This is a genomic window from Cupriavidus sp. 01L45 (genome assembly GCF_056399885.1).
In genome coordinates this window covers 62,606-88,024 of record NZ_JBFTSG010000012.1, presented here as the reverse complement: position 1 = coordinate 88,024, position 25,419 = coordinate 62,606, and the positions used below count along the sequence as shown (strand labels likewise).

The following is a 25,419-nucleotide window of genomic DNA, read 5'->3' as shown; positions in this document are numbered from 1 at the left end:
CGCGCTCAGCCGCGCCAGTGATTGTTCGCGGCGGCGATGGTCGCAAACTCCGTTGCGACGATCTGCCCGACCTGCAGCAGCATGGTCGCGTCGTTGGCATAGACGGCCCGCAGCGTTTCGCGGACCTGGTCGTCGGGCTGGGTCGCCCTGATGATCAGCCTTGCCATTTTCACGGCCAGCTGGCGGCCTTCTTCGGCGGTCGGGGTAATCAGGGTTCCGTTGGGGACAAGCGGGAATGACATGGTCACGCTCCTTGGTGTTTGTGGGAGTCCATCAGGACAATCCAGCCTAGGAGGCGGAACGCGCGGGGGCAATAGCCAGTGTCGGGGATTTAGAGGTAGCCAGCGGCATTGCCCAATCGGCTGGTAGTCGGCAGTGCGATGCCGCGTTCGCAAGAATTACAATTCACAAACGGAGATCCGGCAAGCGAGGGGACTGACCATGACGATGACCGATGTGTACGCTGCGCGCGAACCGGCGCGGGCCGAGATCGACGAGATGAAAGGGGCGGCCGTGATCGAATTCGGCGCACCGTGGTGCGGCCACTGCGTGCGGGCCCAGCCCCACCTGGCCAGCGCGATGAACGCCCATCCGGCAGTCCGGCACATCAAGATCGAGGACGGCAGCGGCAAGCGGCTGGGCCGCGCGTTCAGGGTCAGGCTATGGCCCACGCTGGTGTTTATGCGCGATGGCCTGGAGGTCGCGCGGCTGGTGCGGCCGGGTGATGCGGGGGCGATTGAAGAGGCGTTGACGCGAATCGACGGAGCGCCTTCATCCTGATGCGGTCAATGAAAACAAAAAAGCTCCCGAAGGAGCTTTTTTGTTCATGCGTCACGCCATGCCGCGTGCGACAACAACATGACAACGACGCTCAATCCCAGGACAACGCTCCACCCGTCTGATACTCGATCACACGCGTCTCGAAGAAGTTGCGTTCCTTCTTCAGGTCGATCATCTCGCTCATCCACGGGAACGGGTTTTCCTCGTTCGGGAACAACTGCTCCAGGCCGATCTGCTGGCAGCGGCGGTTGCAGATGAAGCGCAGGTAGCCCTTGAACATCGGCGCGTTCAGGCCCAGCACGCCGCGCGGCATGGTGTCCTCGGCGTAGCGGTATTCGAGGTCCACGGCCTTCCTGAATAGCGCGGTGATCTCTTCCTTGAACTCGGCGGTCCACAGGTGCGGGTTCTCGAGCTTGATCTGGTTGATCAGGTCGATGCCGAAATTGCAGTGCAGCGATTCGTCGCGCAGGATGTACTGGTACTGCTCGGCGGCGCCGGTCATCTTGTTCTGGCGGCCCATTGCCAGGATCTGCGTGAAGCCCACGTAGAAGAACAGGCCTTCCATGATGCAGGCGAACACGATCAGCGACTTGAGCAGCTTCTGGTCGTTTTCCGGCGTGCCGGTCTTGAAGGCCGGGTCGGTCAGCGTGTCGATGAACGGGATCAGGAACTCGTCCTTGTCTCGGATCGACTGCACTTCGTGGTACGCGTTGAAAATCTCGGCTTCATTGAGGCCGAGCGACTCCACGATGTACTGGTAGGCGTGCGTGTGGATCGCCTCCTCGAAGGCCTGGCGCAGCAGGTACTGGCGGCATTCCGGCGCGGTGATCTGGCGGTAGGTGCCCAGCACGATGTTGTTGGCGGCCAGCGAGTCGGCGGTGACGAAGAAGCCGAGGTTGCGCTTGATGATGCGGCGCTCGTCTTCGGTCAGGCCGTTCGGGTCCTTCCACAGCGCGATGTCGCGCGACATGTTGATTTCCTGCGGCATCCAGTGGTTGGCGCAGCCGGCCAGGTATTTTTCCCAGGCCCACTTGTACTTGAACGGCACCAGCTGGTTGACGTCGGTCGAGCCGTTGATGACGCGCTTGTCGGCGGCATTCACGCGGCGGTCCGTCGGCGCGTCGGACGCCGGCAGGTTGCCGAGGATACCCGTGCCGGCCGGCTGCGTGGCGGCCGGCGGCAGCACGCCGTGCTGGTCGACAGAGCGTGCGGCGGCAGGCGTGGCGGTGGGGTTCGGCGCGGGCTGCGGGGCAGCCTGCGGGGTGGCTTGAACGTCGTCGTCCCAGCTCAGCATGGTGTGGTTCTCCGTGGAATGCTTTGGTTTGCCGTGGCCCTCGCCGCGCAGCGGCGCGGCGAGGGGGCCGGCAGGTAATGACTTACTGGCAGGCTTCGCACTCGTCGAAGCCAGCGTCGCCCGGGCGCATCGTGCAGACCGCGCCCTCGGCTTCCGGCATGGCCGGTGCGGAGGCGGCGGCCTGGTCGATACCGGCGGCGCCGATGCCACCGTCGCTACCCGACGACACGGCATTCAGCGAGCCGCGCGACACCGTGGATTTCTCCACGTGGGTGGCTGCCATCGTGCGCAGGTAGTACGTAGTCTTCAGGCCGCGCAGCCAGGCCAGCTTGTAGGTGTCGTCCAGCTTCTTGCCCGAGGCGCCGGCCATGTAGATGTTCAGGGACTGAGCCTGGTCGATCCACTTCTGGCGGCGGCTGGCGGCTTCCACCAGCCAGCTCGGCTCGACTTCGAAGGCCGTTGCGTAGATATCGCGCAGGTCTTGCGGGATGCGGTCGATGCGGGCCAGCTTGCCGTCGAAATACTTCAGGTCGGCGACCATCACTTCGTCCCACAGGCCGCGCGCCTTCAGGTCGCGCACCAGGTAGTCGTTGACCACCGTGAACTCGCCCGACAGGTTGGACTTGACGTACAGGTTCTGGAAGGTCGGTTCGATGCAGGCCGACACGCCGATGATGTTCGAGATCGTTGCCGTCGGCGCGATCGCGATGCAGTTCGAGTTGCGCATGCCGTGCTGCTTGATGCGCGCACGCAGGCTGTCCCAGTCCATGGTCGAGGAGTGATCCACTTCCAGGTAGCCGCCGCGCTCTTCGGCCAGCAGCTTGAGCGAGTCCTGCGGCAGGATGCCGCGATCCCACAGCGAGCCTTCATAGGTGCTGTAGCGGCCGCGTTCCTCGGCCAGCTCGCTGGAGGCGCGGTAGGCGTAGTAGCACACCGCTTCCATCGAGGTGTCGGCGAACTGCACGGCGGCGTCGCTGGCGTACGGCAGGCGCAGCATGTGCAGGCAGTCCTGGAAGCCCATGATGCCCATGCCGACCGGACGGTGGCGCAGGTTGGAGTTGCGGGCCTTCTCCACGGCGTAGTAGTTGATGTCGATCACGTTGTCGAGCATGCGCATCGCGGTGCGGATGGTCTTCTCGAGCTTGGCGTGGTCGAGCACCTGGGTGCCGTCGGCCTGCTGCTTCAGGTGGGCAACCAGGTTCACCGAACCCAGGTTGCACACGGCGATTTCGCTGTCGTTGGTGTTGAGCGTGATTTCCGTGCACAGGTTGGAGCTGTGCACCACGCCCACGTGCTGCTGCGGGCTGCGGATGTTGCAAGGATCCTTGAAGGTGATCCAGGGATGGCCGGTCTCGAACAGCATGCCCAGCATCTTGCGCCACAGCTGCATGGCGGGAACCTTCTTGAACAGCTTCAGCTCGCCATTGGCGGCCTTGGCTTCATAGCCCAGGTAAGCGGTCTCGAAGGCCTTGCCGACCAGGTCGTGCAGGTCCGGGCAGGTGGCGGGCGAGAACAGGGTCCACTCGCCGCCTTCCATCACGCGCTTCATGAACAGGTCGGGAATCCAGTTCGCCGTGTTCATGTCGTGGGTGCGGCGGCGGTCGTCGCCGGTGTTCTTGCGCAGCTCGAGGAATTCCTCGATGTCCAGGTGCCAGGTTTCCAGGTAGGCGCAGACCGCGCCCTTGCGCTTGCCGCCCTGGTTGACCGCCACGGCGGTGTCGTTTACCACCTTCAGGAACGGCACCACGCCTTGCGACTTGCCGTTGGTGCCCTTGATGTGCGAGCCGAGGGCGCGCACATTGGTCCAGTCGTTGCCCAGGCCGCCGGCGAACTTCGACAGCAGCGCGTTTTCCTTCAGCGCTTCGTAGATGCCTTCCAGGTCGTCCGACACGGTGGTCAGGTAGCACGACGACAGCTGCGAGCGGCGGGTACCCGAGTTGAACAGGGTCGGCGTGGACGACATGAAGTCGAACGACGACAGCAGCTGGTAGAACTCGATGGCGCGTGCTTCGCGGTCCTTCTCGCCCAGTGCCAGGCCCATCGCCACGCGCATGAAGAATGCCTGCGGCATTTCGATGCGGGTTTCGTCGATGTGCAGGAAGTAGCGGTCGTACAGGGTCTGCAGGCCCAGGTAGTTGAACTGGAAGTCGCGCTGGGCGTCCAGTGCGGCGCCCAGGCGGGCCAGGTCATAGGTGGCCAGCTTTTCGTCCAGCAGCTCGGCTTCGATGCCGCGGGCGATGAACTTGGGGAAGTATTCGGCGTAGCGCGACACCATTTCGGTCTGGGTGACTTCGGCTCCCAGGATTTCCTTGCGGATGGTGTGCAGCAGGATACGCGCGGTGACCTGGCTGTAGGCCGGGTCCTTCTCGATCAGGGTACGCGCGGCCAGGATGGCGGAGTCGTAGACCTGGGTCATCGGCACGCCGTCGTACAGGTTCTTCAGCGTTTCCTTCAGGATCGGCTCGGCGCTCACGGCGTCGCCAAGGCCCGAGCAGGCATTGTCGATCAGGCCGTGCAGCGCGTTCAGGTCCAGCACGCGGGCCACGCCGCCATCGGTCACGTTGAACGTGACGCCGCCTTCCTGCACGCGGGCGACTGCCTGGGCATTGGCCTGGGCGCGCTCCTGGGTGCGCTTTTCACGGTACAGCACATAGGAGCGGGCCACTTCATGCTCGCCCGAGCGCATCAGCGCCAGTTCCACGTGATCCTGCACGTCCTCGATATGGAAGGTGCCGCCGTTGGGGCGGCTGCGCAGCAGGGCGCGGACCACGTTCTGGGTCACTTGCTCGACCACTTCGCGCACACGCGCCGAAGCGGCACCCTGCCCGCCGTTGACGGCGAGGAAGGCCTTCGTCACCGCCACCGAGATCTTGCTCGGCTCGAACGCCACAACGGCACCGTTGCGGCGGATGATCTTGTAATCCTGGTAGCTGCCAGCGCCGGCAGTAGCGGGGCTCGACTGCGCGTTCGCTGCTGCACCGGCGGCGGCGGCGCCGGTGGAAATGTCGTTCTGGGCTGTCTGCATGAGGAACTCCTGTTCTGACCCGTGTTTTATGAGTGACAAAGAGTCCCGGGCAAAATGCGCAAAAAGGCTCTGACACGCCGGCCGGTCTTACCCGGGAGGGCGCGCTGCTTTGCTGGATTCTGCTGGGACTCTTGTGATGCGCCGGCCCTTCGGCGGACCGCAGCCATTGCTGCGGCGGAAACTGCACACCTAGGCCGGCTCCCCGAAAGCACCACTAGATCTAGTGGTCGATGCGAAAAACTGGACTAAGTATAGTGAAATGGGGCGGATTCACCAGTCTTGACAAGCGCTTTTTTGGCGCGATTTCTGGTGCGGGCGCAGCATGCGGCGCTGCGCCAAACCCGCCAACCCAAGCGACTCAAGGGATCCCGCCCGACGGTGCGTTACCGCACTGTGACGCGAAATTTTTTTGATTGAGCTGGCCACTCCGATAGGCGCGGACTTTATCAGGGTTTTCCCCAGATTCACGCTATCCCCCAGGCCCCGCAATTGAGGCTTGCTTCAAGGCTGGTCTTTGCGGTAAGGCAACTGCCCCGGAGCCACGCCAGCAGCGGCGGCAAAGCCGGCCCAGTCGAAATGCGGGCCAGGATCGGTCTTGCGTCCGGGTGCGATATCGCTGTGCCCCGCCACCGCGCGCACCGGATAAGCGCCGAGCAGGGCACGCACCAGCGCGGAGGTGGTGTGGTATTGGGCCAACGCGAAAGGCTGGTCGTCGCTGCCTTCAATTTCGATGCCGATGGAAAAGTCATTGCAACGCGGCCGCCCGAAGAACTCGGATTGGCCGGCATGCCAGGCCCGGTCCAGGCAGGAAACGAACTGGACCAGTTCGCCCTCCCGCGTCACCAGGAAATGCGCCGAAACCCGCACCTGATGGATCGTCGCGAAGAAAGGATGGCGGGACGGGTCGAGGCGGTTCTGGAAGAAGGCCTCGATATCGCCGCTGCCGAACTGGCCCGGCGGCAGGCTGATATTGTGGATCACCACCAGGTCGACCGGCATGTGCGCGGGCCGGGCGTCGAAGTTGGGCGACGGAACGCGGCGCGCCGCGGGCACCCAGCCGGCCGGATCCGGGTGGAATCCAGGCCCGGGCGCGATCTTGCCGTTGTCGTGCTCAGGCATCGCGCTCTCCATCGGCGGCCAGCAGCCCACCCATCGGGCCGTCGCGCATCGCTTCGCTGGCGTCGGCACCGTCGGCCGCGTCGTCGCGGCCCTCGCGGATGCCAAGTTGCTGGATGCGGTAGCGCAATTGCCGGAAACTCAGGCCCAGCAGCGGCGCGGCGGCGGTGCGATTGAAACCGGTCTGCTGCAGCGCCTGCAGGATCAGGTCGCGCTCAAGCGCTTCCAGGCGGCCGGTCAGGTCGATCGGGAAGGTCGCGCGGCAAGCCGCTCCCTCCCCATCGCCCAGGCTTGGCGCCGCTGGCTGCGAAAGCGCAGCCGCGTGCGCGCCGGATCGGGATTCCGGCGGCGCTTCATGCTGGAGATCCGGCCTGAGACCGGACGGCGCTGCCGGCACAGCAGGCAGCGGCGGTGGCGCGCCGGCCCCTGGGTAGGCGACAGGCGCCGCCCAGGGCGCCGCGTCCGCCGAAGACACAGAGGCAGGCGGGCGCGGCAAGGCCGAATACCCCGTGCCCGCGTCCAGCGGGCCAAGGTCGTCCACCTCGATGGTTTCGCCTTCCGCGAAGGCGTAGGCCCGCTCCAGCAGGTTCTCCAGTTCGCGCACGTTGCCGGGGAACGAATAGTCGGACAGGCGTTGCAGCGCGGCCGCCGAAAGCCGCTTGGGATGGGGATCGCCGTAGCGCACCGCCAGGTGCTCCAGGATGGCGCCCGCCAGCACCGGGATATCTTCGTGCCGTTCGCGCAGCGTCGGCACGCGCAGCGCCAGCACGTTGAGCCGGTAGAACAGATCCTGGCGGAACTGGCCGGACGCGACCATCGCGGAGAGATCCTTGTGGCTGGCGCACAGCACCCGTACATCCACGCTCTCTTCGCGGCTCGCGCCGATCTTGCGCACGCGCCGCTCCTGCAGCACGCGCAGCAGCTTGACCTGCATCGCCAGCGGCAGATCGGCCACTTCGTCGAGCAGCAGCGTGCCGCCGTTGGCGGCCTGGAAGAAACCGCCGCGCTCGGCGTCGGCGCCCGTGAAGGCTCCCTTCACATGGCCGAAGAACTCCGATTCCATCAGGGTTTCGGGGATGGCGCCGCAATTGACCGCGATAAAGGGATGCGCGGCGCGCGCGCTCACCGCGTGAATGGCGCGCGCGGCGCGCTCCTTGCCGCTGCCGGACTCGCCGCTGATCACGATCGGCGCCATGCTGCGCGCCAGCCGGGACAGCGAGCGGCGCACCTCATGCATGGCCGGCGAATGGCCAGGCAGCAGGCTGGCCGCGCGGTCCGCGCTCTCCCGCACAACCGCGCCGGCACCCTCGGCGCCGTCACGCTGCTGGCGTCCCAGCGCATTGAGGATCAGGCTGCGCAACTGGTCCAGCGAGACCGGCTTGGCGATGTAGTCGAACGCGCCGGCCTTGAGCGCCTCCACGGCGTTGTCGGCGCTGCCATAGGCTGTGATCACGGCGACCGGCACCCGTTCCGGCGCACTCGAGAGCTGGCGCACGATATCGATGCCAAGCCCGTCGCCGAGCCGCATGTCGGTCAGCACCAGGCTATAGCGGCGCGCGGCTAGCTGCTGGCGCGCCTCCGCCAGCGAGCCAGCCAGCACCACGTCGTGGCCCATGCGGCGGATCGAGATATCGAGCAGTTCTCGCAGGTCGGCCTCGTCGTCGATGACGAGAATCGGATCGGGGCCTGGCGTCTTGAGGAGCATGGGTCTGCGTCTGGCGGTCTGGCGAAGTGGAATTGGTGCATTGGCGCGCGGCGGCCTGGCTGACGGCCTGGCGAACCGTTCGCGGCGGCAGCGCGGCTCAGCCGCCCGCGTTGTCCGGCGCGTCGATGCGCAGGGTCAGGACAAAGGCCTTGGCCGGCAGTGTATCGCGTGCCGCGGGCGCCAGCATGCCGGTCTGCGCCAGCAGCGCGTCAAGTGAAATCGTACCGTAGCGTACCTGGGCGTCGTTGGCGCCGCATAGCTCGCGCGCCATGAACAGGCCCAGGCCGGTGCCCTGGGCGTTGCTGGTAAAGAATGGCTCGAACAGCGTGCGCTGGTGCTCGCGCGACACCTCGACGCCATCGTTCCAGATGATCAGCTCGACGTGGTGCTGGTCCAGCGCGTGGGCCAGCAGCCGGATCGCGCCGGGCAGGCGGCTGCAATAGCGCCAGGCGTTGTCGAGCAGGTTGCCAAGGACCTGCTGCAGCTGCGACGGATCGAAGATGACCGGGCGCGCTACATCCACCGTGAGCCGCACCGCATTGGCGTTGATCTCCGCCGGCCGCGGCACGCGCCGCGCGCCGACCGGATCGTCGTTGACGGAGCGCGAGCGCATCTCCAGCCGCCAGCGGCTGATGATCTCGGGCAGGGCCTGGTTCAGGTCCACGGCAGAGCGCTCGGTGCGCGGGCGGCGCGACATCTGCAGCACGTCCGACACCACCTGGTCGAGCCGGCGCACATTGTCGTGGATGATGCGCAGCAGCCGGGCATCCACATCGCCTTCGGGCCGCCCCGCCTCGCCGGGACGCACGCCCCGGCGGCTGGTCTCGGCCAGCAGTTCGCTGGCCTGGCTGATGGCCGCCAGCGGATTGCGGATCTGGTGCGCCACGCTCGCCACCAGCCGCCCCATGGCGGCCAGTTTTTCCTGTTGCACCTGCTCGGCGATGCGTTCCCAGCTCTCGATGTGCACCAGCACCGTATCGCGCATCTCGCTGCGCAGCAGGGCCTCGTCCTCCGGGCGCCAGGCCATGGCCTCGCTCTGCGCGATGGCCAGGCGCAGCCGCGCCGCCGCCTCGGGCGACAGGTCGTTCCAGGTGCCGGTGTTCATGGCGCTCTGCGCCCCGAGCGAGACCGACAGCGAGGATGCAAAGGTCGAGCGCAGGCTGGCCAGCCCCGGCAGCAGGAAGCGCAGCCGCAGCCGCGTATGCAGGATGGGGCCCCGGCCCGAGGAGGGCCGCGAAGGCAGCGGCAGCAATTGCAGGATGCGCGGCGCGTCATCCTTGCTGCGCACCCAGTCGCGCAGCATCTCCATCAGCGGCTGCAGGCGGGGAATCTGGCGCAGGTCGAACAGCGCGTCGCGCCCGGTAGCCGGCGTGGACGTCTGCTTGCCCCGTTCGGCGGGCTGCACGCCCAACAGCACCACCGCGGCCGGGTTGGCCGCCACCACCACGCCGTTGGCGCGCAGCAGCATCACGCCATCCTGCATGTCGTTGACCATCAGCCGGTTGACCAGCTGCTGCAGGCGCAGCTCCTGCTCGCGCGCCAGCGCCAGCCGCTCCTGCGCAAGCTGGCGGTTGGCCAGCAGGTACATCAGCGAGGCCGCGATCATGAAGACCAGGCCATACAAACCCGAGCCCAGCAGGCCAGTGTCCGCCTGGCGCAGCAGCAGGGTCTGCGCGAAGGGGGCGCTCATCACCACCAGCGCCGAGACCGCCGCGGTGAATAGCGCGAACAACAGGCTGGTGAGCGCGCCGGCCTGCAGCGCCGGCAGCAGGAAGATCATGGCCAATCCCTCGCCGCGGTGGCCCTGCGCGAGAAAAATCAGGCCCAGCAGGACAAGGTCGGCCAGCACCTGGAAGCGCACCCGCAGATGAAAACCGCGGCGCCACCACAGCGTCGCGATCACCATCGCCAGCGCCACCCCGGCATACGGCACGGCCAGCGGCAGCGCGGCCAGGCCGTTGCCCAACCCCTGCGCGACCCGCTCGGTATCGCCGCGCTGCGCCGGCAGCCAGGCGTAACCCAGCAGCAGCACGGCCACCGCCAGCCGCGTCCAGCTGAAATAGCGCAGCAGGCGCCAGTGGAATTCGGGAGGCTCCAACTGGCGCCACAGTGCGGTGACGGCGCGCCAGGCATTCAGGCGGGACCAGAACGAGATGCTACCGTTCATGCGGCCGGGCTGTCCGGATCGCTGTCGGCAGGCAGGTGGGCGCGCCGGCAGTAGTGCAGGCCGCGATAGGCGATCGCTTCGCCCAGCGGCAGGTGCACGCCGCATTGCGCGCACTGCACCATGGGTTCCTGCGCGGGCTGGGTGCGGCCTTGCGACCCTTGCGCGGAACCATGCCGGGCGGCGCGATCCTCCCGCTGGCGCGCCTCGGCGCGCTGGCGAAGCCACCAGAAGAAGCCCAGCACCACGGCCAGGACCAGGAAGATGCGTGCCATGCCGGCCTCAGAGTCGGTGCAGGATGACTTCGATGACGAAGCGGCTGCCGACATAGGCCAGCAGCAAGATGCCGAAGGATGCGATCACCCAGCGCAGCGCGGTGCGCCCGCGCCAGCCATAAAAGGTACGTCCGGCCAGGATGCCGGCGAACATCGCCCACGACAGCAGCGCGAAGACGGTCTTGTGATCGAGCCGGAAGGCCCGTCCGAACAGTTGCTCGGAGAACAGCAGGCCCGACAGGATCGTCAGCGTCAGCAGCACGAAGCCGGCGCCGATCAGGCGGAACAGCAGTTTTTCGAGCGTCAGCAACGGCGGCAGCAGGTCCAGCCAGCGGCCTATCCATTGCGCCGGCTCGCTGGCCTGGCCGATCTGGGGCGAGCGGTTGAAACCGTGCAGGCGGCGTTCAGCCAGCAGCATCAGGAAAGCATGGAAGGCTGCCAGCGTGAACAGGCCGTAGGCCACGTTGGCGATGATGAAGTGCAGCTTGAACAACGGCCGCGCCGCATAGCCCAGGATCTGCGCACCGGGAAAGGCCAGCGGCATCAGGCTGGCCAGCATCGCCACCGGGATCACGATCAGGCCGAGACCGGCCAGCGAGAAGAAGAAGCTCTCGATCCAGTAGATGCCCACGCCCAGCCACAACATGGCCGACAGCGCGAAGGCAAAGCCGAACACCATGCGGTCGGCCGGGAAGATGGTTTCGTGCAGCAGCAGGCCGTGGCTGGCCACCGCGGCCAGCATCAGCACATGCCACCAGGCCGGGCGGTCCTCGCCGCGTCCGCCGGCGCCCCCGCCGCCCTGCAGCAACACGGTGGTCGCCGCGCCCCCGATGGCGCCGCCGGCGCCGGCAGCCGATAGCTGCGGGTTGCGCGTCGCCCAGCCGTGATAGGCCAGGCCGCAATAGAGAAGTGCCGTCAAGGCATACAGTACAATGGCCATTTGCACAGTTTACCTTAGCGCCCCGTCCCGGTGGCGCCCCGCTTGAGCCGGGTCCCGAGCCCGCATCAAGCCTCGATCAAGCCCTATCCCCCGGACTTCTGCCATGCTGGACAATCTCACTCAACGCCTGGCGCGGGTCGTAAAGACCATGCGCGGCGAGGCTCGCCTGACCGAAGCCAATACCGCCGAAATGCTGCGCGAGGTGCGCCTGGCCATGCTGGAGGCCGACGTCGCCCTGCCCGTGGTGCGCGAATTCATCGCCCGCGTGAAGGAAAAGGCACTCGGCGAAGACGTGGTGTCCAGCCTGACGCCGGGCCAGGCGCTTGTTGGCGTGGTGCAGCGCGAGCTGACCGCCGTCATCGGTGGCGAGGAAAGCCTGGCCGCCGGCGACAAGAGCGGCGAGCTGAACCTCGCGGTGCAGCCGCCCGCCATCATCCTGATGGCCGGCCTGCAGGGTGCGGGCAAGACCACCACCGTGGGCAAGCTGGCCAAGTGGCTCAAGGAAAACAAGAAGAAGAAAGTGCTGACGGTGTCGTGCGACGTGTACCGGCCCGCCGCCATCGCCCAGCTCAAGACCGTGTCCGAGCAGGTCGGCGCCGATTTCTTCCCCTCCGAGCCGGACCAGAAGCCGGTGGACATCGCCCGCGCGGCGGTTGACTGGGCCCGCAAGCATTATCACGACGTGCTGATCGTCGATACGGCAGGCCGCCTGGGTATCGACGAAGCGATGATGCAGGAAATCGCCGCTCTCCACGCCGAGATCAAGCCGGTCGAAACCCTGTTCGTGGTCGACGCCATGCTGGGCCAGGACGCGGTCAACACCGCGCGTGCCTTCCATGACGCGCTGCCGCTGACCGGCGTGGTGCTGACCAAGCTGGACGGCGATGCGCGCGGCGGTGCCGCGCTGTCGGTGCGCCACATCACCGGGCGCCCGATCAAGTTCGTCGGCGTTGGCGAAAAGCTCGATGGCCTGGAGCCCTTCTACCCCGATCGCATGGCCCAGCGGATCCTGGGCATGGGCGACATCCTCGCCCTGGTCGAGGAAGCCCAGCGCGGCGTGGACATGGAAGCCGCCGAGAAGCTGGCCAAGAAGATCAAGAAGACGGGCGACTTCGACCTCGAAGACTTCAAGGCCCAGATCGGCCAGATGAAGAAGATGGGCGGCCTGGGCAGCCTGGTGGACAAGCTGCCGGCGCAGTTCGCCCAGCAAGCCCAGGGCGCCAACATGGACGTGGCCGAAAAGCAGGTGCGCCGCATGGAAGGCATCATCAACAGCATGACCGCCGCCGAACGCGCCAAGCCGGAACTGATCAAGGCCAGCCGCAAGCGCCGCATCGCCACCGGCGCCGGCGTGCCGGTGCAGGAAGTCAACCGCCTGCTCAATCAGTTCGACCAGATGCAGAGCATGATGAAGAAGCTCAAGGGCGGCGGCATGATGAAGATGATGCGCTCGATGGGCGCGATGAAGGGCGGCATGAAGGGACTCTTCAACCGCTAAGCCATCCGGCGTGGCGGCGCCCTTTCCCGGCGCCGCCGTTTCACCCGCAAAAGATCAAGACAGAGACAGGATCCACATCATGATGACCGTCGAACAGGCCCGCGAACTGTGGGCCAACTCCGAGGAAATCGTCAGCGCGCAAGCCGTCCAGGAATCGCTGGACCGCATGGCCGGCGAGATCACGGAAAAGATGGGCGACACCTTCCCGCTGGTGCTGTCGGTAATGGGCGGCGCGGTGGTCTTCACCGGCATGCTGCTGCCCAAGCTGGCCTTCCCGCTGGAATTCGACTACATCCACCTCTCGCGCTACAACAACAAGACGGTGGGCGGCGAGATGCAATGGCGCGTCGCGCCGCGCGAGTCGGTCAAGGGCCGTACGGTGCTGGTGCTGGACGACATCCTGGATGAAGGCGAAACCATGGCCGCCATCCGCCAGCGCATCATGGACATGGGCGCCACCGCCGTCTACGCAGCCGTGCTGTGCGAGAAGGTGTTGCAGAAACCCAAACCCATGCACCCGGATTTCTGCGGCTTCACTGTGCCGGAACGCTATGTATTCGGTTGCGGCATGGACGCCCACGGCTACTGGCGCAACCTGCCCGCCATCAGGGCCTTGCGCTAAGGATCGGCCACAGCGAGGCCAGCAGCAACAGCGCCATCGCCACGTTGAACAGGCGCAGCACCCGCGGCTGCGCCAGCCAGCGCCGCAAGGCCGATCCGAACACCGCCCACATCGCCACGCTGGGCAGGTTGATCACGGCGAACAACCCCGAGAGCAGCAACACATTCAGCCAGACATTGCCGTGCAGCACGTAGGTGCTGCACGCGCCCACCGCCATCACCCACGCCTTGGGGTTGACCCACTGGAACGCGGCCGCAGCCAGGAATCCCATGGGCTTGCCCACCTCCTGGTCCTGCACGCCGCCCGACGTCGCCAGCTTCCATGCCAGCCAGGTGAGATAGAGCGCAGCCACGACGCGAAGTACCTGCCAGGTCCACGGCAATGCCGCGAACAGCGATCCCAGGCCGAGTCCGACCACCGCGACCATCAAGCCGAAACCGGCGCTGATGCCCAGCACATGGGGCACGGTGCGGGCGAAACCGAAGTTCACGCCCGAGGCCAGCACCATGGTGTTGTTGGGGCCCGGCGTGATCGAGGACACAAGGGCGAACGCGCAGAACGCGGCAAACACGCCGGATCCGGCGACAAGCTGGGGCACGGCCATGACTGACTCCATCGCATGCAAAAGGGAATGATGGCAGTCTAGCCACGGGGAACAGTACAGTACCGGTACAGTTAACCAGAAAACTGGCAATACGCCTTTGCGTGTCGCCAATGGCACCCCGCATCGGGCTGCTTCACGGGTTCGCCGCATTGACTGCCACGGCCAGCGCGATGCCCCAGAGGATGACACCGGTGGCACGTTCGACACCGCGCACCGAGCGGGCAAAACACGCCCGCACCAGCGGATGGCGCACGCCCCAGGCCACCAGGACGTCCCAGCCGAACACCATGGCGAACATCCAGGCACCGTAGCCAAGCTGGACCGGCAGCGGCGTGCGCGTGCCAGCCAGTACGGAAAACAGGCTGGCGTAGAACAATGCATTCTTGGGGTTGAGCACCGCGGAGAGAAAGCCGGTGGCGAGTTGCGCCGCGTAGGCGGCGTGGCCGGCGCCATGCGCCTGCGGGCCGTCAGCGCCCGGCATCCGCGTCTCGCCGCGGGCGCTCAGCAACCGCCAGCCGAGCCAGGCCAGGTACAGGCAGCCGGCCCACTGCAACACCGCGAACACGCCCTGGCTGGTACGCGTGGCGGCCAGGCCCGCAATGGCGAGGCCGATGAACACGCCATTGCCGAGCGCAATGCCCAGGCATACCGCGCTGGCACGTCCCACGCCATGCACCAGCGCGCTGCGCACCACCAGGAAGAAATCGGGGCCCGGACTGAGCAGCGCGAGAAAGTGCGCGCCCGCCACCATGGCAAATTGGCCGAAGCCGGAATCGAGGGGAAAGTCCACGCCAGTCCTTTCGTGTCTTGTGATGGGCACGAAGTGTGGGCTGCGAGGTAGTGGCGCGTATTGGAGAAAATTGCGTGCGGAGGCTCAGCCGGCGCGGCGCTGGTAGCCGCGCGGCGTCAGCGCGACACGCTGCTTGAACGCGCGCTGGAAATGGCTCTGGTCGGAAAAGCCCAGCGCCTGGGCGATCTCGGCGGGCGCCCCGCCCGCCCGCAGCAACTGGCGCGCATGGTTGATGCGTTGGTCCAGCTGATAGGCATGCGGCGTCATGCCGACCTCGGCGCGGAAGGCACGGATCAGCTGGTAGCGGCTCATGCCGGCGCCGCGCGCCAGTTCGGCCAGCGGCAGCGTTTCCGCGTGGCGCGCCTGCAGGATCGCCACAAGGCCAGCCAGGCGAGCCTCGGGCGTGCCGGGCGGGCGCGGCGCGCGCACCGCCTGGCGCCGGTCGGCGCAGCCGAACAGCGCAGCGACGAAGCCAGCCAGCATGGATTCCTTTTGCGCGATGGAAGCCGCGGAGAACAGCACATGGTTGAGGCGGCACAGGCCGGCATAGGTGTCGGCCGCGCTGGTGACGCGCACCCGTGCCAGCGCCGCCGGCAACGCCTGCCCGGCGCCGCGCGCCTCCACCACCGCGCCGGCCCAGGCCTGGTCCAGGTGCAACATCTGGTAGCTCCAGCGCCCATCCGGCTCCGGGTTGCAGGCGTGCACCTGGCCTGCCGGAATCACGACCACATCGCCTGCAGCGAGCCGCACCGACTCGGTTTCCGTACTGAATATGCTGTGGCCGCCATCGACGGCGCCGATCGACAGGGTGGGATGGGTATGCGGCAGGTAGGCGGCGCCGCTGTCGCTGGCGCGGCGGCTTTCGACATAGGGCATGGCCGGATCGAACCAGTAACAGGCCTGCTCCGTGCCGGCGCGGCCGCAGCGGCGCATCACTCGCTCCGGTACGGCCGCTCGCGCAGCCATTTGGTGGCGATCCATTTCTCGCCCGCCCCGACCGGCAGGCCGGCGTGCAGCGTGCGCTCATCCAGCGAGCCGTCGGACTTGCGATAGCTGAAATAGACGGCATTGCCCTTGACCGGCGCCACCTCCAGGCCAAGCTTGGGAAAAGCGGTGGCACCGCCGGCTGCCGGGCTGTTCAGGTAGATCACCAGGGTGGCCACACGTTGCCCGCCCACCCTTAGTTGCCGCGCCTCCCCGGGCCGCTGGGGATTGAAATAGTCGTAATGCGGCTGGTACTCGCCGCCAGGCTTGTAGTTGAGGATCTGCAAGCCCTCGCCGCGATCCGCCGCAATCCCCGTCACCGCGGCGATGCAGTCCTCGATGCGCTCGATCAGCGGATGCTCGCCAACCTGGAACATCGCGCCCAGGCTGGTGCGCGCTTCGATCAGGTTCTCGTCGCCGGTATCGGGGTTGATCACCGGCGAACGCGCCAGGCGACCGCGCGCCAGCTCCACCAGGCCATCGCACTCGGCATCGGTCAGCAAATGCTGAAACAGGGTGACGCGCGGCGCCGCGAGAGTAAACAGGATGGGAATCTCGCGCCCGGCATGATGGGCCGCGTTGCGCCCGGGCTGCGCGCCGGCCTGGCCCTTGCCGCCGGCACATTCGCCAGCATTGCCGGCGGGCTTGTCGATGCCAAGCTCGGCCGCCATCTCCGCGGCGGTGTCGGCTGCGGTCCCGCGCGCCTCTGCCCTCGCCGCGACAGCCAGCGCAGCAGCCACGGTGGCCTGTGCGAAGGCTTGGTCGTAGCCCGACTGACACATCGACTGCACCAGCGCCTCGGCGCCGAAGCCCTGCCCGATATGGCGCCGCAGCCAGCGCTCCAGGTCCGCGGAGGAACTGGTGTAGCCCGCCTTGCCGGTGCTACCGGGCGTGCCGGGTGTATTGCTCATGAGGGGTTGGCCAGGCGCTGCGGCGAGAATGGATTGCGCGACGGCGCTTCGGGCGGCAGCACGCGGCTGCGGGTGGCCGTGCCCGTTTCGGGATCGCCGGCCACGGTAACGGTGGCTTCGGAGTATTGCCAGCGCTTCCAGGCCGCCAGCACTGCGTTGGGGTAGTCGGGGCGGCCCCGRCTGCCGTTGTAGCGGCCCAGCGCCAGGAACAGGTCGCCCTGCTCGCGGTCGAGATAGTGCCGCAGGATGGTACAGCCGTAGCGCAGGTTGCTCTGCAGGTGGAACAGCTTGCGAGAGTCGCCATCGCCGATGCTGCGCACCCAGAATGGCATCACCTGCATCAGCCCGCGGGCGCCGGCCGAGCTGATCGCGTACTTGCGAAAGTTGCTCTCGACCTGCACCAGACCGAGCACCAGCGCCGGTTCCAGCCCGGCGCGCTTGGCTTCGTAGTAGGCGGTCTCGATCAGTTCGATGCGCACCTGCGGCTCCGGGATACGCCCCGCGAGCCGGTGCGACATCTCCTCCAGCCACTTGATATACGCCAGCTGTTCGCCACCGGTGGCGAACGCCGGGCGCAGGGGACGGCTATCCGCGATAGCCGCGGCAAGCGCGCCGCGCACCGAATCCGCCAGGTCCTCCTCCTTTTGCGCCCCCGCGTGCGCGGCGGCGCTCAACGCCAGCAGCAAGCCGGCGCCGGCCCGCGCCAGGCGCAGGCGGCGGTCCGGGGTCAGGTCCTGCAGGCGCGGGAGGCGCATGGCGTTCAGGCGGACAGCAGTCCGCGCACGTGGGCAACCACGTCCGCGACCGGCAGTTGGGTCGCTTCGGCGTCGCGGCGGCCCTGGTATTCGACCCGGCCTTCCTTCAGGCCGCGGTCGCCTACCACCACGCGGTGCGGCACGCCGATCAGCTCCCAGTCGGCGAACATGGCGCCGGGTCGCTCGCCGCGATCGTCCAGGATCACGTCGACGCCGGCCGCCAGCAGTTCTGCATGGATACGGTCGGCTTCGGCCTTGACGGCCTCGGAGCGGTCGTAGCCAACCGGGCAGATCACCACCGCGAACGGGGCGATCGCCGCCGGCCAGATAATGCCGCGCTCGTCGAAGTTCTGCTCGATGGCGGCGCCCAGGATACGGGTCACGCCAATGCCGTAGCAGCCCATCTGCATGGGCTGGGTCTTGCCGTTCTCATCCAGGAACGTGGCGCTCATCGACTCCGAGTAGCGCGTGCCGAGCATGAACACGTGACCGACCTCGATGCCACGGCAGATTTCCAGCGTGCCCTTGCCGTCCGGCGAGGCATCGCCCGCCACCACGTTGCGCAGGTCGGCCACCACCGGCTCGGGCAGGTCGCGGCCCMAGTTGACGCCTGTCAGGTGGTAATCCTTTTCGTTGGCGCCGCAGACGAAGTCGCTCATATTGGCCACGGTACGGTCAGCCACCACCTTGACGGGCTTCCTGGTGTTGATCGGCCCGAGGTAGCCAGGGGGCGTGCCGAAGGTCTCGACGATCTCCGACTCGGTGGCAAAGCGGAACTCGGCCAGGCCGGCCACCTTGGTGGCCTTGATCTCATTGAGCTCGTGATCGCCGCGCAGCAGCAGCAGCCAGATCTGCGAACCGGCCTCGCTGTCGGTGGCCAGCACGATCGACTTGACCGTGCGCGCCAGCGGAATGCCAAGCAGTTCGGCCACTTGCTCGCACTTGGCCTTGCCCGGGGTGGGCGTATTGACCATGTCTTCGGCCGGCGTGGCGCGCTGCGCCAGCAGCGGCAGGGCTTCGGCCGCTTCCATGTTGGCGGCGTAGTCCGAGGTGGGGCAATAGACGACGGCGTCTTCGCCGGTATCGGCGATCACATGGAACTCGTGCGAGCCGGAGCCGCCGATGGCGCCGTTATCCGCCGCCACGGCACGGAATTCCAGGCCAAAGCGCTGGAAGATGCGCACGTAGGCGTTGAACATCTTGTCGTAGGAGACCTTCAGCCCCGCCGCGTCGCGGTCGAAGGAGTAGGCGTCCTTCATGGTGAATTCGCGCCCGCGCATGATGCCGAAGCGCGGCCGGCGTTCGTCGCGGAACTTGGTCTGGATCTGGTAGAAGTTGACCGGCAGCTGCTTGTAGCTGCGGATTTCGCTGCGGGCGATATCCGTCACCACCTCTTCGGAGGTGGGCTGCACGGCAAAATCGCGCTCGTTGCGATCCTTCAGGCGCAGCAGTTCCGGGCCCATCTTGTCCCAGCGGCCGGTTTCCTGCCACAGCTCGGCCGGCTGGATCACCGGCATCGACAGCTCGACCGCGCCGGCGCGGTTCATTTCCTCGCGCACGATGGCCTCCACCTTGCGGATCACCCGCAGGCCCACCGGCATGTAGTTATAGATGCCCGCGCCGAGCTTCTTGATCATGCCGGCGCGCATCATCAGTTTGTGCGACACGATTTCCGCGTCGGAGGGGGCTTCCTTGAGGGTGGAAATGAAGAATTGCGAGGCTTTCATCCGTTGCTTTCTCGTGAGGCCATGCCCGCCCCGGCGGGTTCCGGGTGCGGGATGGCGCGAATCCATTGCGCGTGCGCCTGATGCGGCGCTTTCTGCTCGGGGAAAACCAGCACCCCGTTGCACAAAGCCCCATTACGCGCTTCCTTTATAATCGACGTAATTCTAAAGGATTCGAGGTGCAGTCATGCTCGATCGTGAAGGCTTTCGCCCGAACGTCGGCATCATCCTCATCAACGCACGGAACGAGGTGTTCTGGGGCAAGCGTATCGGCGAACATTCGTGGCAGTTTCCGCAAGGCGGCATCAAATACGGCGAAACGCCGGAACAGGCGATGTACCGCGAGCTACATGAAGAAGTCGGTCTGCTGCCCGAGCATGTCAGGATTGTTGGTCGCACGCGCGACTGGCTGCGTTATGAGGTGCCGGACAAGTTCATCCGCCGCGAAATCCGCGGCCATTACAGGGGACAGAAGCAGATTTGGTTCCTGTTGCGCATGGCGGGCCGCGATTGCGACATCCGCCTGCGTGCTACCGACCACCCGGAGTTCGATGCCTGGCGCTGGAGCCATTACTGGGTCCCGCTCGATGCTGTCATCGAGTTCAAGCGCGACGTCTATCAACTGGCGCTGACCGAGCTGTCCCGCTTCCTGCAGCGCAATACCCGCGCGCCGCTGAGCCCTTACGGCACGCATGGCCGGCACGGCTCCGCGCGCTCCGGTTATGCCCGCGGGGGGCTGGACGAGCATCCCGACAGCGTGCCGGCCCTGGCGCATCAGGACCTGGCCCGCGATCCGGGCCCAACTTCGCCGGCCGAACCGGCGTCCACAGAACGGAGTACCGATGATTGAATTCGCCGGCCGCGGCTTGCGCCCGAGCCTGCCTGCCGCCTGCTTGCTGGCGGCAACCCTTTGCCTCGGGCTGGTTGGCTGCGCCAGCAAGCCCACGCCGCAGCCGCAGCCGCAGCCAGCGGATGAGGCCGAGAACTACACGCCGCCGAAGAAGGAATGGAGCATACTCGACCCCTTCGCCCCGAAGGACTTCAAGGAAGTCGAGGTCCCGCTGCCGGCATTGCCGCGCGATGCGGACCTGATCACGTTCGAGGTCAGCCCCGCAGGCAACTTCAATTTCGCGGTGGACGCAAAGTCGGTGTCCGTGGGCGCGGATGGCGCGGTGCGCTATACCGCGGTCGTTACAGGTGCAAGCGGCATGCGCAACGTCAGCTTTGAAGCCGTGCGCTGTGACACGTTCCAGCGCAAGATGTACGCCACCTTGCCCAAGGGGGCGACCGACTGGGTGCGCAACCGCAGCGACGACCGCGAAGGCTGGACCCAGCTGGCCGGTATCTCGCGCAACAACTACGCTGGCACGCTGGCCAAGGATTTCATGTGCGAGGGCCGCGGGGCGGCCGGCACGGCACAGGAGATCGTCAGGGACTTGCGTGGCGAGGCGCCGCGCAAGAGCGCGATCCAGCGCTGAGAACGCATGCGGCGCGGTAGTAGGGCGCCGTATCAAACACAAAGGGCTGCCTGGGCAGCCCTTTGTGTTTGTTGCCGCGCGCTTCGCGCCATTCAGACCAGCACGAGATTGTCCCGGTGGATCAGTTCGTGCTCATTCTGGTGGCCCAGCACACGTTCGATCTCGGACGACGGCTTGCGCGCGATCAGCTTTGCCTCTGAACTGGAATAGTTGGTGATGCCGCGAGCCACCTCATGCCCGGCGGCGTCGATGCAGGCGATGACTTCGCCGCGCGCAAACTCGCCCTGCACTTCCACCACGCCGATCGGCAACAGGGACTTGCCGCCGCTGGTGAGTTTGTCGACCGCGCCAGCGTCGATCACCACCCGCCCGCGCAGTTGCAGGTGATCCGCCATCCACTGCTTGCGCGCGGTAAGACGTCCGGTCGGTGCCAGCAATTGCGTGCCGATGCCTTCACCGCCAGCCAGCCGTTCGAGCACATTGGCTTCGCGTCCCGACGCGATCACGGTGTGCGCGCCCGACTTGGCGGCGCGCTTGGCGGCCAGGATCTTGGTCAGCATGCCGCCGCGCCCGATCGACGTGCCGGCGCCGCCGGCCATGGCTTCCAGCTCCAGCGCGCCGGCCAGCGCCTCATCCACGAATTCGGCCTGGGGATTGCTGCGCGGATCGGCGGTATAGAGGCCACGCTGGTCGGTCAGGATCACCAGCGCATCGCCTTCGATCAGATTGGTGACCAGGGCGCCCAGAGTGTCGTTGTCGCCGAACTTGATTTCGTCGGTGACCACGGTGTCGTTCTCGTTGATGATGGGCACGACGCCTAGCGACAGCAGGGTCAGCAGGGTCGAGCGCGCATTGAGGTAGCGCTCGCGGTCAGCCAGGTCGGCGTGGGTCAGCAGGACCTGGGCGGTGCGGATGCCGTAGCGGCCGAACTGGCTCTCGTAGACCTGGGCCAAGCCCATCTGGCCCACCGCGGCGGCGGCCTGCAATTCGTGGATTTCCTTGGGGCGCCGTACCCAGCCCAGCCGCTGCATGCCCTCGGCAATGGCGCCAGAGCTGACCAGCACGACTTCCTTGCCGGCCATGCGCAGCTTGGCGATCTGCGCCGCCCAGCGGGCGATGGCCTCGTGATCGAGACCCTTGCCGTCGTTGGTCACCAGGCTGGACCCAACCTTGACGACGATACGTTTTGCCTGGGCGATGACCGATTGCATGGAGAGAATCCTGTCTGCTGGGTACTGTCGTTTTTTGGCGGGCGAGCGCATCGTCTCGCCCTGGTGCCGGGCTGCCTGTCTGGCCCCCCGGCTTAGTTCTGCTCGCCGCCGGACTGGTCAACGTTGTGCAGCCGCTCATCCAGGCGGATGTCCGGCTCCGCCAGCGCGGCCACTTCCTCGGCCTTGATCGCGGCCAGGTGATCCTTGATCGCGTAGATCAGTTCGCGGCAACCTTCGCCGGTCAGGGCGGAGATGCGGAACACCGGGCCCTTCCACTTGTAGCGCTTGACGAAGTCCTTGACGCGCGCCTCGCGCTCTTCGTCAKGCACCACGTCCAGCTTGTTGAGCACCAGCCAGCGCGGTTTTTCGTAAAGGCTTTCGTCGTACTTCTTCAGCTCGTTGACGATGGCGCGGGCTTCGGCCACCGGGTCCACGCTTTCGTCGAACGGCGCCAGGTCGACGATATGCAGCAGCAGCCCCGTGCGCTGCAAGTGGCGCAGGAACTGGTGGCCCAGCCCGGCGCCTTCCGCCGCGCCCTCGATCAAGCCGGGGATGTCAGCCACCACGAAGGACTGCTCGTGATCGACCCGCACCACGCCCAGGTTGGGATGCAGCGTGGTGAAGGGGTAGTCCGCCACCTTCGGGCGCGCATTGGAGATGTGCGAGATAAAGGTCGACTTGCCGGCATTGGGCATGCCCAGCAGGCCCACGTCGGCCAGCACCTTCAGCTCCAGCTTGATCATGCGGCGCTCGCCGGGCTTGCCGTCCACCTGCTGGCGCGGCGCGCGGTTGGTACTGGACTTGAAGTGCAGGTTGCCCCAGCCGCCCAGGCCACCCTGGGCCAGGCAGACGCTCTGGCCATGCTCGGTCAGGTCGGCGATCAGGTCGCCGGAATCCATGTCCAGGATCTGCGTGCCGACCGGCATGCGCAGCTTCACGTCCTCGCCGCCCGCGCCGTAGCAGTCGGCGCCGCGGCCGTTCTCGCCGTTGCGCGCCACATGCTTCTTGGCATAGCGGAAGTCAATCAGGGTATTGATGTTGCGGTCTGCCACCGCATAGACGCTGCCGCCGTCGCCGCCGTCGCCACCGTCCGGGCCACCGAAGGGCACAAATTTCTCGCGCCGCATCGATGCGCTGCCATTGCCGCCGTTGCCGGCGATGACTTCAATTCTGGCTTCGTCGATGAACTTCATGATGACCTTCCGTGGTGGAGCGGCCGCAGCGCGTGCCCGGCCAGGATGGCGGGGCCGCGCGCTCGGCGGATGGCGACACTGATATTGTCGCCAGAAACGAAAAAGCCCCGCAAGTACTGCGGGGCCTTCATGCTGCAAAGGCTGTGATCAGACTGCCGGAACGACGCTGACCTGCTGCTTCTTGGCAGCGCCCTTGACGGCGAACTGCACGTGACCGTCGACCAGGGCAAAGAGGGTGTGATCCTTGCCAATGCCAACGTTCTCGCCCGGGTGCACGCGGGTACCGCGCTGACGCACGATGATGCTGCCGGCGTTAATGGCCTGGCCACCAAACACCTTGACGCCCAGACGCTTCGATTCGGAATCGCGGCCGTTCCGTGTGGAACCGCCGCCCTTTTTCTGTGCCATGACTAACTCCTGTCGCTTTACTTTACCTAGTTACGCTTGAATTCGATTTCGATGAGGACTGAGCGCGGGCTCAGGCAACGATCGCTTCGATGCGCAGCTCGGTGTAATTTTGACGATGGCCTTGACGCTTTTGATAGTGCTTGCGACGGCGCATCTTGAAGATCTTCACCTTATCGTGACGACCTTGGGAGATAACGGTAGCCTTGACGGAAGCCCCGCTAACCAGCGGCGTACCAAACTTGATTTGGTCGCCTGCGCCCACTGCGAGCACCTGGTCGAGCGTGATTTCTGCGCCAATGTCTGCCGGTATCTGTTCTACTTTAAGTTTTTCGCCAGCAGCAACCTTATATTGCTTGCCGCCGGTTTTTACGACCGCGTACATTGTCGAACCTCTCGATGTGAAATAAAACGCCGAAAACCAACGCCGGCGCGCCCTTGCGTCCGTTTCATCCCGCCGCCGCCGATCCTGGGATCAGCCGCAAGCTAGGAAAACAGACAAGCCGGACGGCCCAATTGGCCCGGTTATCTCCCGCCAGCGCACCCGCAGACAACACAAAGCGGCCGGAGGAAACCCACGATTCTATACCAAAGCCAGGAAAAGTACAAAGAAAACAGACACATAGCCTGCCCGGCGGCGTCCGGCGCCGCCTGAGGCACTTCTCCGCCCGCCTGGGTCAGATCAGGTCCGCCAGCAAAAAACCGGCCAGGGCGGCGAAAGCTGCCCACAGCRCAGTGCGGCGCAAGCGGCGGCTTGAGGAGGAATGTTGCTGGGTCATGCCCGCATTATAGGTTGCCCCAGCGGCCGCGGCCGCGCTCTTCCTGGCAAGGCTGCGACACCGCTGCACCCTCCGTTTGGGGGACATACATACACCCGCATCGCTTATAATCGGCGGGTTTTGCGTAACGGTGAACATCTTGTCCCAGTCTTCCGCCACTGCCTTGCTTGCCCCGGTCGCTGCCGACATGCGCGCCGTTGATTCGGTTATCCGCCAGCGCCTCGCATCGGAGGTGCCACTGATCGAGCAGATCGGCGAGTACATCATCAGCGCGGGCGGCAAGCGCCTGCGCCCGGTGATCCTGCTACTGTCCGCGCGGGCCTTCGGCTACGACGGCAACCGGCACCACGACCTGGCCGCGGTGGTCGAGTTCATCCACACCGCCACCCTGCTGCACGACGACGTGGTCGACGAATCGGAGCTGCGGCGCGGCCGTCAGACCGCCAACGCGGTATTCGGCAACGCCGCCAGCGTGCTGGTAGGCGACTTCCTCTACTCGCGCGCCTTCCAGATGATGGTCGACGCCGGCAGCATGCGCATCATGGAGATCCTCTCCAATGCCACCAATGTGATCGCCGAAGGCGAGGTCCTGCAACTGCTGAACATGCACGACCCCGACGTCACGGTGGAGCGCTACCTGCAGGTGATCCGCTACAAGACCGCCAAGCTGTTCGAGGCGTCTGCCCAGTTGGGCGCCGTGCTGGCCGGCGTCGACGCCGCCACCGAGGAAGCCGCCGCGGAGTATGGCCGGCGCATCGGTACCGCCTTCCAACTGATCGACGACATGCTGGATTACACCGCCAGCGCCGAGCAGATGGGCAAGAACGCCGGCGACGACCTGCGCGAAGGCAAGCCGACCCTGCCGTTGCTGCATCTGCTCGAGCACGGTACCGCCGAACAGCGTGCGCTGGCCCGCGAGGCCATCGTGCAAGGCGGCACCGAGCATTTCGATGCCGTGTTCGCGGCAATCCACGCCTGCGGCGCACTGGAGGTCACCTTCCAGGCAGCGCAGCGCGAAGCCGATGCGGCGGAAAAAGCGGCCCGGCAGTTCCCCGACTCCCCCTTGAAGCAAACGCTGATCGAGCTGTGCGCGTTTTCGCTGCAACGGCTGTCCTGATACCGTAGCGCGAACAGCGCGCGGCGGCCCGCAAGGGAGCGGCGGCCCG

24 protein-coding genes are annotated in these 25,419 nt (G+C 66.3%); 6 read left to right on the top strand and 18 right to left on the bottom strand.

What is annotated here, in order from left to right; genetic code table 11:
* Positions 1-5: 5 nt before the first annotated feature.
* Positions 6-242, bottom strand: a complete 237-nt coding sequence (locus tag AC1DT6_RS10615) for a hexameric tyrosine-coordinated heme protein (protein WP_441625576.1) — start codon at positions 240-242, stop codon at positions 6-8.
* A gap of 199 nt (positions 243-441) precedes the next feature.
* Here AC1DT6_RS10615 and AC1DT6_RS10610 point away from each other — a divergent pair, with 199 nt between their 5' ends.
* The gene (locus AC1DT6_RS10610) at positions 442-780 is read left to right on the top strand and encodes a thioredoxin family protein (RefSeq protein ID WP_441625578.1); all 339 of its coding nucleotides are present in this window, start codon (positions 442-444) and stop codon (positions 778-780) included.
* A 91-nt stretch (positions 781-871) separates the two neighbouring features.
* On the opposite strand, the gene AC1DT6_RS10605 is transcribed toward AC1DT6_RS10610, so the two are convergent.
* The 7 genes from AC1DT6_RS10605 to AC1DT6_RS10575 all read right to left on the bottom strand — a co-directional run bounded on the left by AC1DT6_RS10605 (position 872) and on the right by AC1DT6_RS10575 (position 11,299).
* Positions 872-2,074, bottom strand: a complete 1,203-nt coding sequence (locus AC1DT6_RS10605) for a ribonucleotide-diphosphate reductase subunit beta (RefSeq protein ID WP_035875536.1) — start codon at positions 2,072-2,074, stop codon at positions 872-874.
* An 82-nt stretch (positions 2,075-2,156) separates the two neighbouring features.
* The gene (locus AC1DT6_RS10600; RefSeq protein ID WP_441625580.1) at positions 2,157-5,099 is read right to left on the bottom strand and encodes a ribonucleoside-diphosphate reductase subunit alpha; all 2,943 of its coding nucleotides are present in this window, start codon (positions 5,097-5,099) and stop codon (positions 2,157-2,159) included.
* Between the two features lie 501 nt (positions 5,100-5,600).
* Entirely contained in the window at positions 5,601-6,218 is a 618-nt protein-coding gene (ampD, locus tag AC1DT6_RS10595; protein WP_441625582.1) for a 1,6-anhydro-N-acetylmuramyl-L-alanine amidase AmpD, read from the bottom strand.
* A complete protein-coding gene (locus AC1DT6_RS10590; RefSeq protein ID WP_441625584.1) occupies positions 6,211-7,920 on the bottom strand; it encodes a sigma-54-dependent transcriptional regulator in 1,710 nt (569 codons plus the stop codon). The genes ampD and AC1DT6_RS10590 overlap by 8 nt, the downstream gene beginning before the upstream one ends.
* A 97-nt stretch (positions 7,921-8,017) precedes the next feature.
* Positions 8,018-10,087: a sensor histidine kinase gene (locus AC1DT6_RS10585; protein WP_441625586.1), complete on the bottom strand. Its 2,070-nt coding sequence runs from the start codon at positions 10,085-10,087 to the stop codon at positions 8,018-8,020.
* Positions 10,084-10,359, bottom strand: coding sequence for a PP0621 family protein (locus AC1DT6_RS10580; RefSeq protein WP_441625588.1), 276 nt, complete (start codon positions 10,357-10,359; stop codon positions 10,084-10,086). Before AC1DT6_RS10580 ends, AC1DT6_RS10585 begins: the two co-directional genes overlap by 4 nt.
* 7 nt (positions 10,360-10,366) lie before the next feature.
* Positions 10,367-11,299, bottom strand: coding sequence for a cytochrome C assembly family protein (locus AC1DT6_RS10575; protein ID WP_441625590.1), 933 nt, complete (start codon positions 11,297-11,299; stop codon positions 10,367-10,369).
* Positions 11,300-11,402: 103 nt separating this feature from the next.
* Between AC1DT6_RS10575 and ffh the strand changes: the two genes are divergently transcribed.
* Both ffh and AC1DT6_RS10565 read left to right on the top strand, forming a co-directional pair.
* Positions 11,403-12,797, top strand: a complete 1,395-nt coding sequence (gene ffh, locus AC1DT6_RS10570) for a signal recognition particle protein (RefSeq protein ID WP_441625592.1) — start codon at positions 11,403-11,405, stop codon at positions 12,795-12,797.
* 79 nt (positions 12,798-12,876) lie between these two features.
* Positions 12,877-13,419: a hypoxanthine-guanine phosphoribosyltransferase gene (locus tag AC1DT6_RS10565; protein WP_441625594.1), complete on the top strand. Its 543-nt coding sequence runs from the start codon at positions 12,877-12,879 to the stop codon at positions 13,417-13,419.
* Here AC1DT6_RS10565 and AC1DT6_RS10560 read toward each other — a convergent pair.
* The 6 genes from AC1DT6_RS10560 to AC1DT6_RS10535 all read right to left on the bottom strand — a co-directional run bounded on the left by AC1DT6_RS10560 (position 13,403) and on the right by AC1DT6_RS10535 (position 19,190).
* Positions 13,403-14,023 carry a LysE family translocator gene (locus AC1DT6_RS10560; RefSeq protein ID WP_441625596.1) on the bottom strand — a complete coding sequence of 207 codons (621 nt, stop codon included), beginning with the start codon at positions 14,021-14,023 and terminating at the stop codon, positions 13,403-13,405. The two genes, AC1DT6_RS10565 and AC1DT6_RS10560, sit on opposite strands and share 17 nt — an antisense overlap.
* A 133-nt stretch (positions 14,024-14,156) precedes the next feature.
* Positions 14,157-14,813, bottom strand: a complete 657-nt coding sequence (locus tag AC1DT6_RS10555) for a LysE family translocator (protein WP_441625598.1) — start codon at positions 14,811-14,813, stop codon at positions 14,157-14,159.
* Between the two features lie 84 nt (positions 14,814-14,897).
* On the bottom strand, positions 14,898-15,746 hold the full coding sequence (locus tag AC1DT6_RS10550; RefSeq protein ID WP_441625600.1) for a helix-turn-helix domain-containing protein: 849 nt from the start codon (positions 15,744-15,746) through the stop codon (positions 14,898-14,900).
* Complete coding sequence (locus AC1DT6_RS10545) at positions 15,746-16,708, bottom strand: 2OG-Fe(II) oxygenase (RefSeq protein ID WP_441625602.1); 963 nt, start codon at positions 16,706-16,708, stop codon at positions 15,746-15,748. The genes AC1DT6_RS10550 and AC1DT6_RS10545 overlap by 1 nt, the downstream gene beginning before the upstream one ends.
* Complete coding sequence (locus AC1DT6_RS10540; RefSeq protein ID WP_035875556.1) at positions 16,705-17,463, bottom strand: lytic transglycosylase domain-containing protein; 759 nt, start codon at positions 17,461-17,463, stop codon at positions 16,705-16,707. The genes AC1DT6_RS10545 and AC1DT6_RS10540 overlap by 4 nt, the downstream gene beginning before the upstream one ends.
* A 5-nt stretch (positions 17,464-17,468) precedes the next feature.
* The gene (locus AC1DT6_RS10535) at positions 17,469-19,190 is read right to left on the bottom strand and encodes a proline--tRNA ligase (RefSeq protein ID WP_477114658.1); all 1,722 of its coding nucleotides are present in this window, start codon (positions 19,188-19,190) and stop codon (positions 17,469-17,471) included.
* A gap of 184 nt (positions 19,191-19,374) precedes the next feature.
* Between AC1DT6_RS10535 and AC1DT6_RS10530 the strand changes: the two genes are divergently transcribed.
* The gene (locus AC1DT6_RS10530; protein ID WP_035875560.1) at positions 19,375-20,037 is read left to right on the top strand and encodes an RNA pyrophosphohydrolase; all 663 of its coding nucleotides are present in this window, start codon (positions 19,375-19,377) and stop codon (positions 20,035-20,037) included.
* Entirely contained in the window at positions 20,030-20,665 is a 636-nt protein-coding gene (locus tag AC1DT6_RS10525) for a CNP1-like family protein (RefSeq protein WP_441625606.1), read from the top strand. The genes AC1DT6_RS10530 and AC1DT6_RS10525 overlap by 8 nt, the downstream gene beginning before the upstream one ends.
* A 92-nt stretch (positions 20,666-20,757) precedes the next feature.
* On the opposite strand, the gene proB is transcribed toward AC1DT6_RS10525, so the two are convergent.
* The 4 genes from proB to rplU form a co-directional block, all read right to left on the bottom strand.
* Positions 20,758-21,876 (bottom strand): glutamate 5-kinase, encoded by a 1,119-nt coding sequence (proB, locus tag AC1DT6_RS10520; RefSeq protein ID WP_035875564.1) that lies wholly within the window; start codon positions 21,874-21,876, stop codon positions 20,758-20,760.
* A 92-nt stretch (positions 21,877-21,968) separates the two neighbouring features.
* Positions 21,969-23,069, bottom strand: coding sequence for an Obg family GTPase CgtA (gene cgtA / locus AC1DT6_RS10515; protein WP_477114657.1), 1,101 nt, complete (start codon positions 23,067-23,069; stop codon positions 21,969-21,971).
* Positions 23,070-23,216: 147 nt separating this feature from the next.
* Positions 23,217-23,477 carry a 50S ribosomal protein L27 gene (rpmA, locus tag AC1DT6_RS10510; RefSeq protein ID WP_035875569.1) on the bottom strand — a complete coding sequence of 87 codons (261 nt, stop codon included), beginning with the start codon at positions 23,475-23,477 and terminating at the stop codon, positions 23,217-23,219.
* Between the two features lie 70 nt (positions 23,478-23,547).
* On the bottom strand, positions 23,548-23,859 hold the full coding sequence (rplU, locus tag AC1DT6_RS10505; RefSeq protein ID WP_006576525.1) for a 50S ribosomal protein L21: 312 nt from the start codon (positions 23,857-23,859) through the stop codon (positions 23,548-23,550).
* 581 nt (positions 23,860-24,440) lie between these two features.
* Here rplU and ispB point away from each other — a divergent pair.
* Complete coding sequence (gene ispB / locus AC1DT6_RS10500; RefSeq protein ID WP_051649341.1) at positions 24,441-25,370, top strand: octaprenyl diphosphate synthase; 930 nt, start codon at positions 24,441-24,443, stop codon at positions 25,368-25,370.
* Positions 25,371-25,419: the final 49 nt, after the last annotated feature.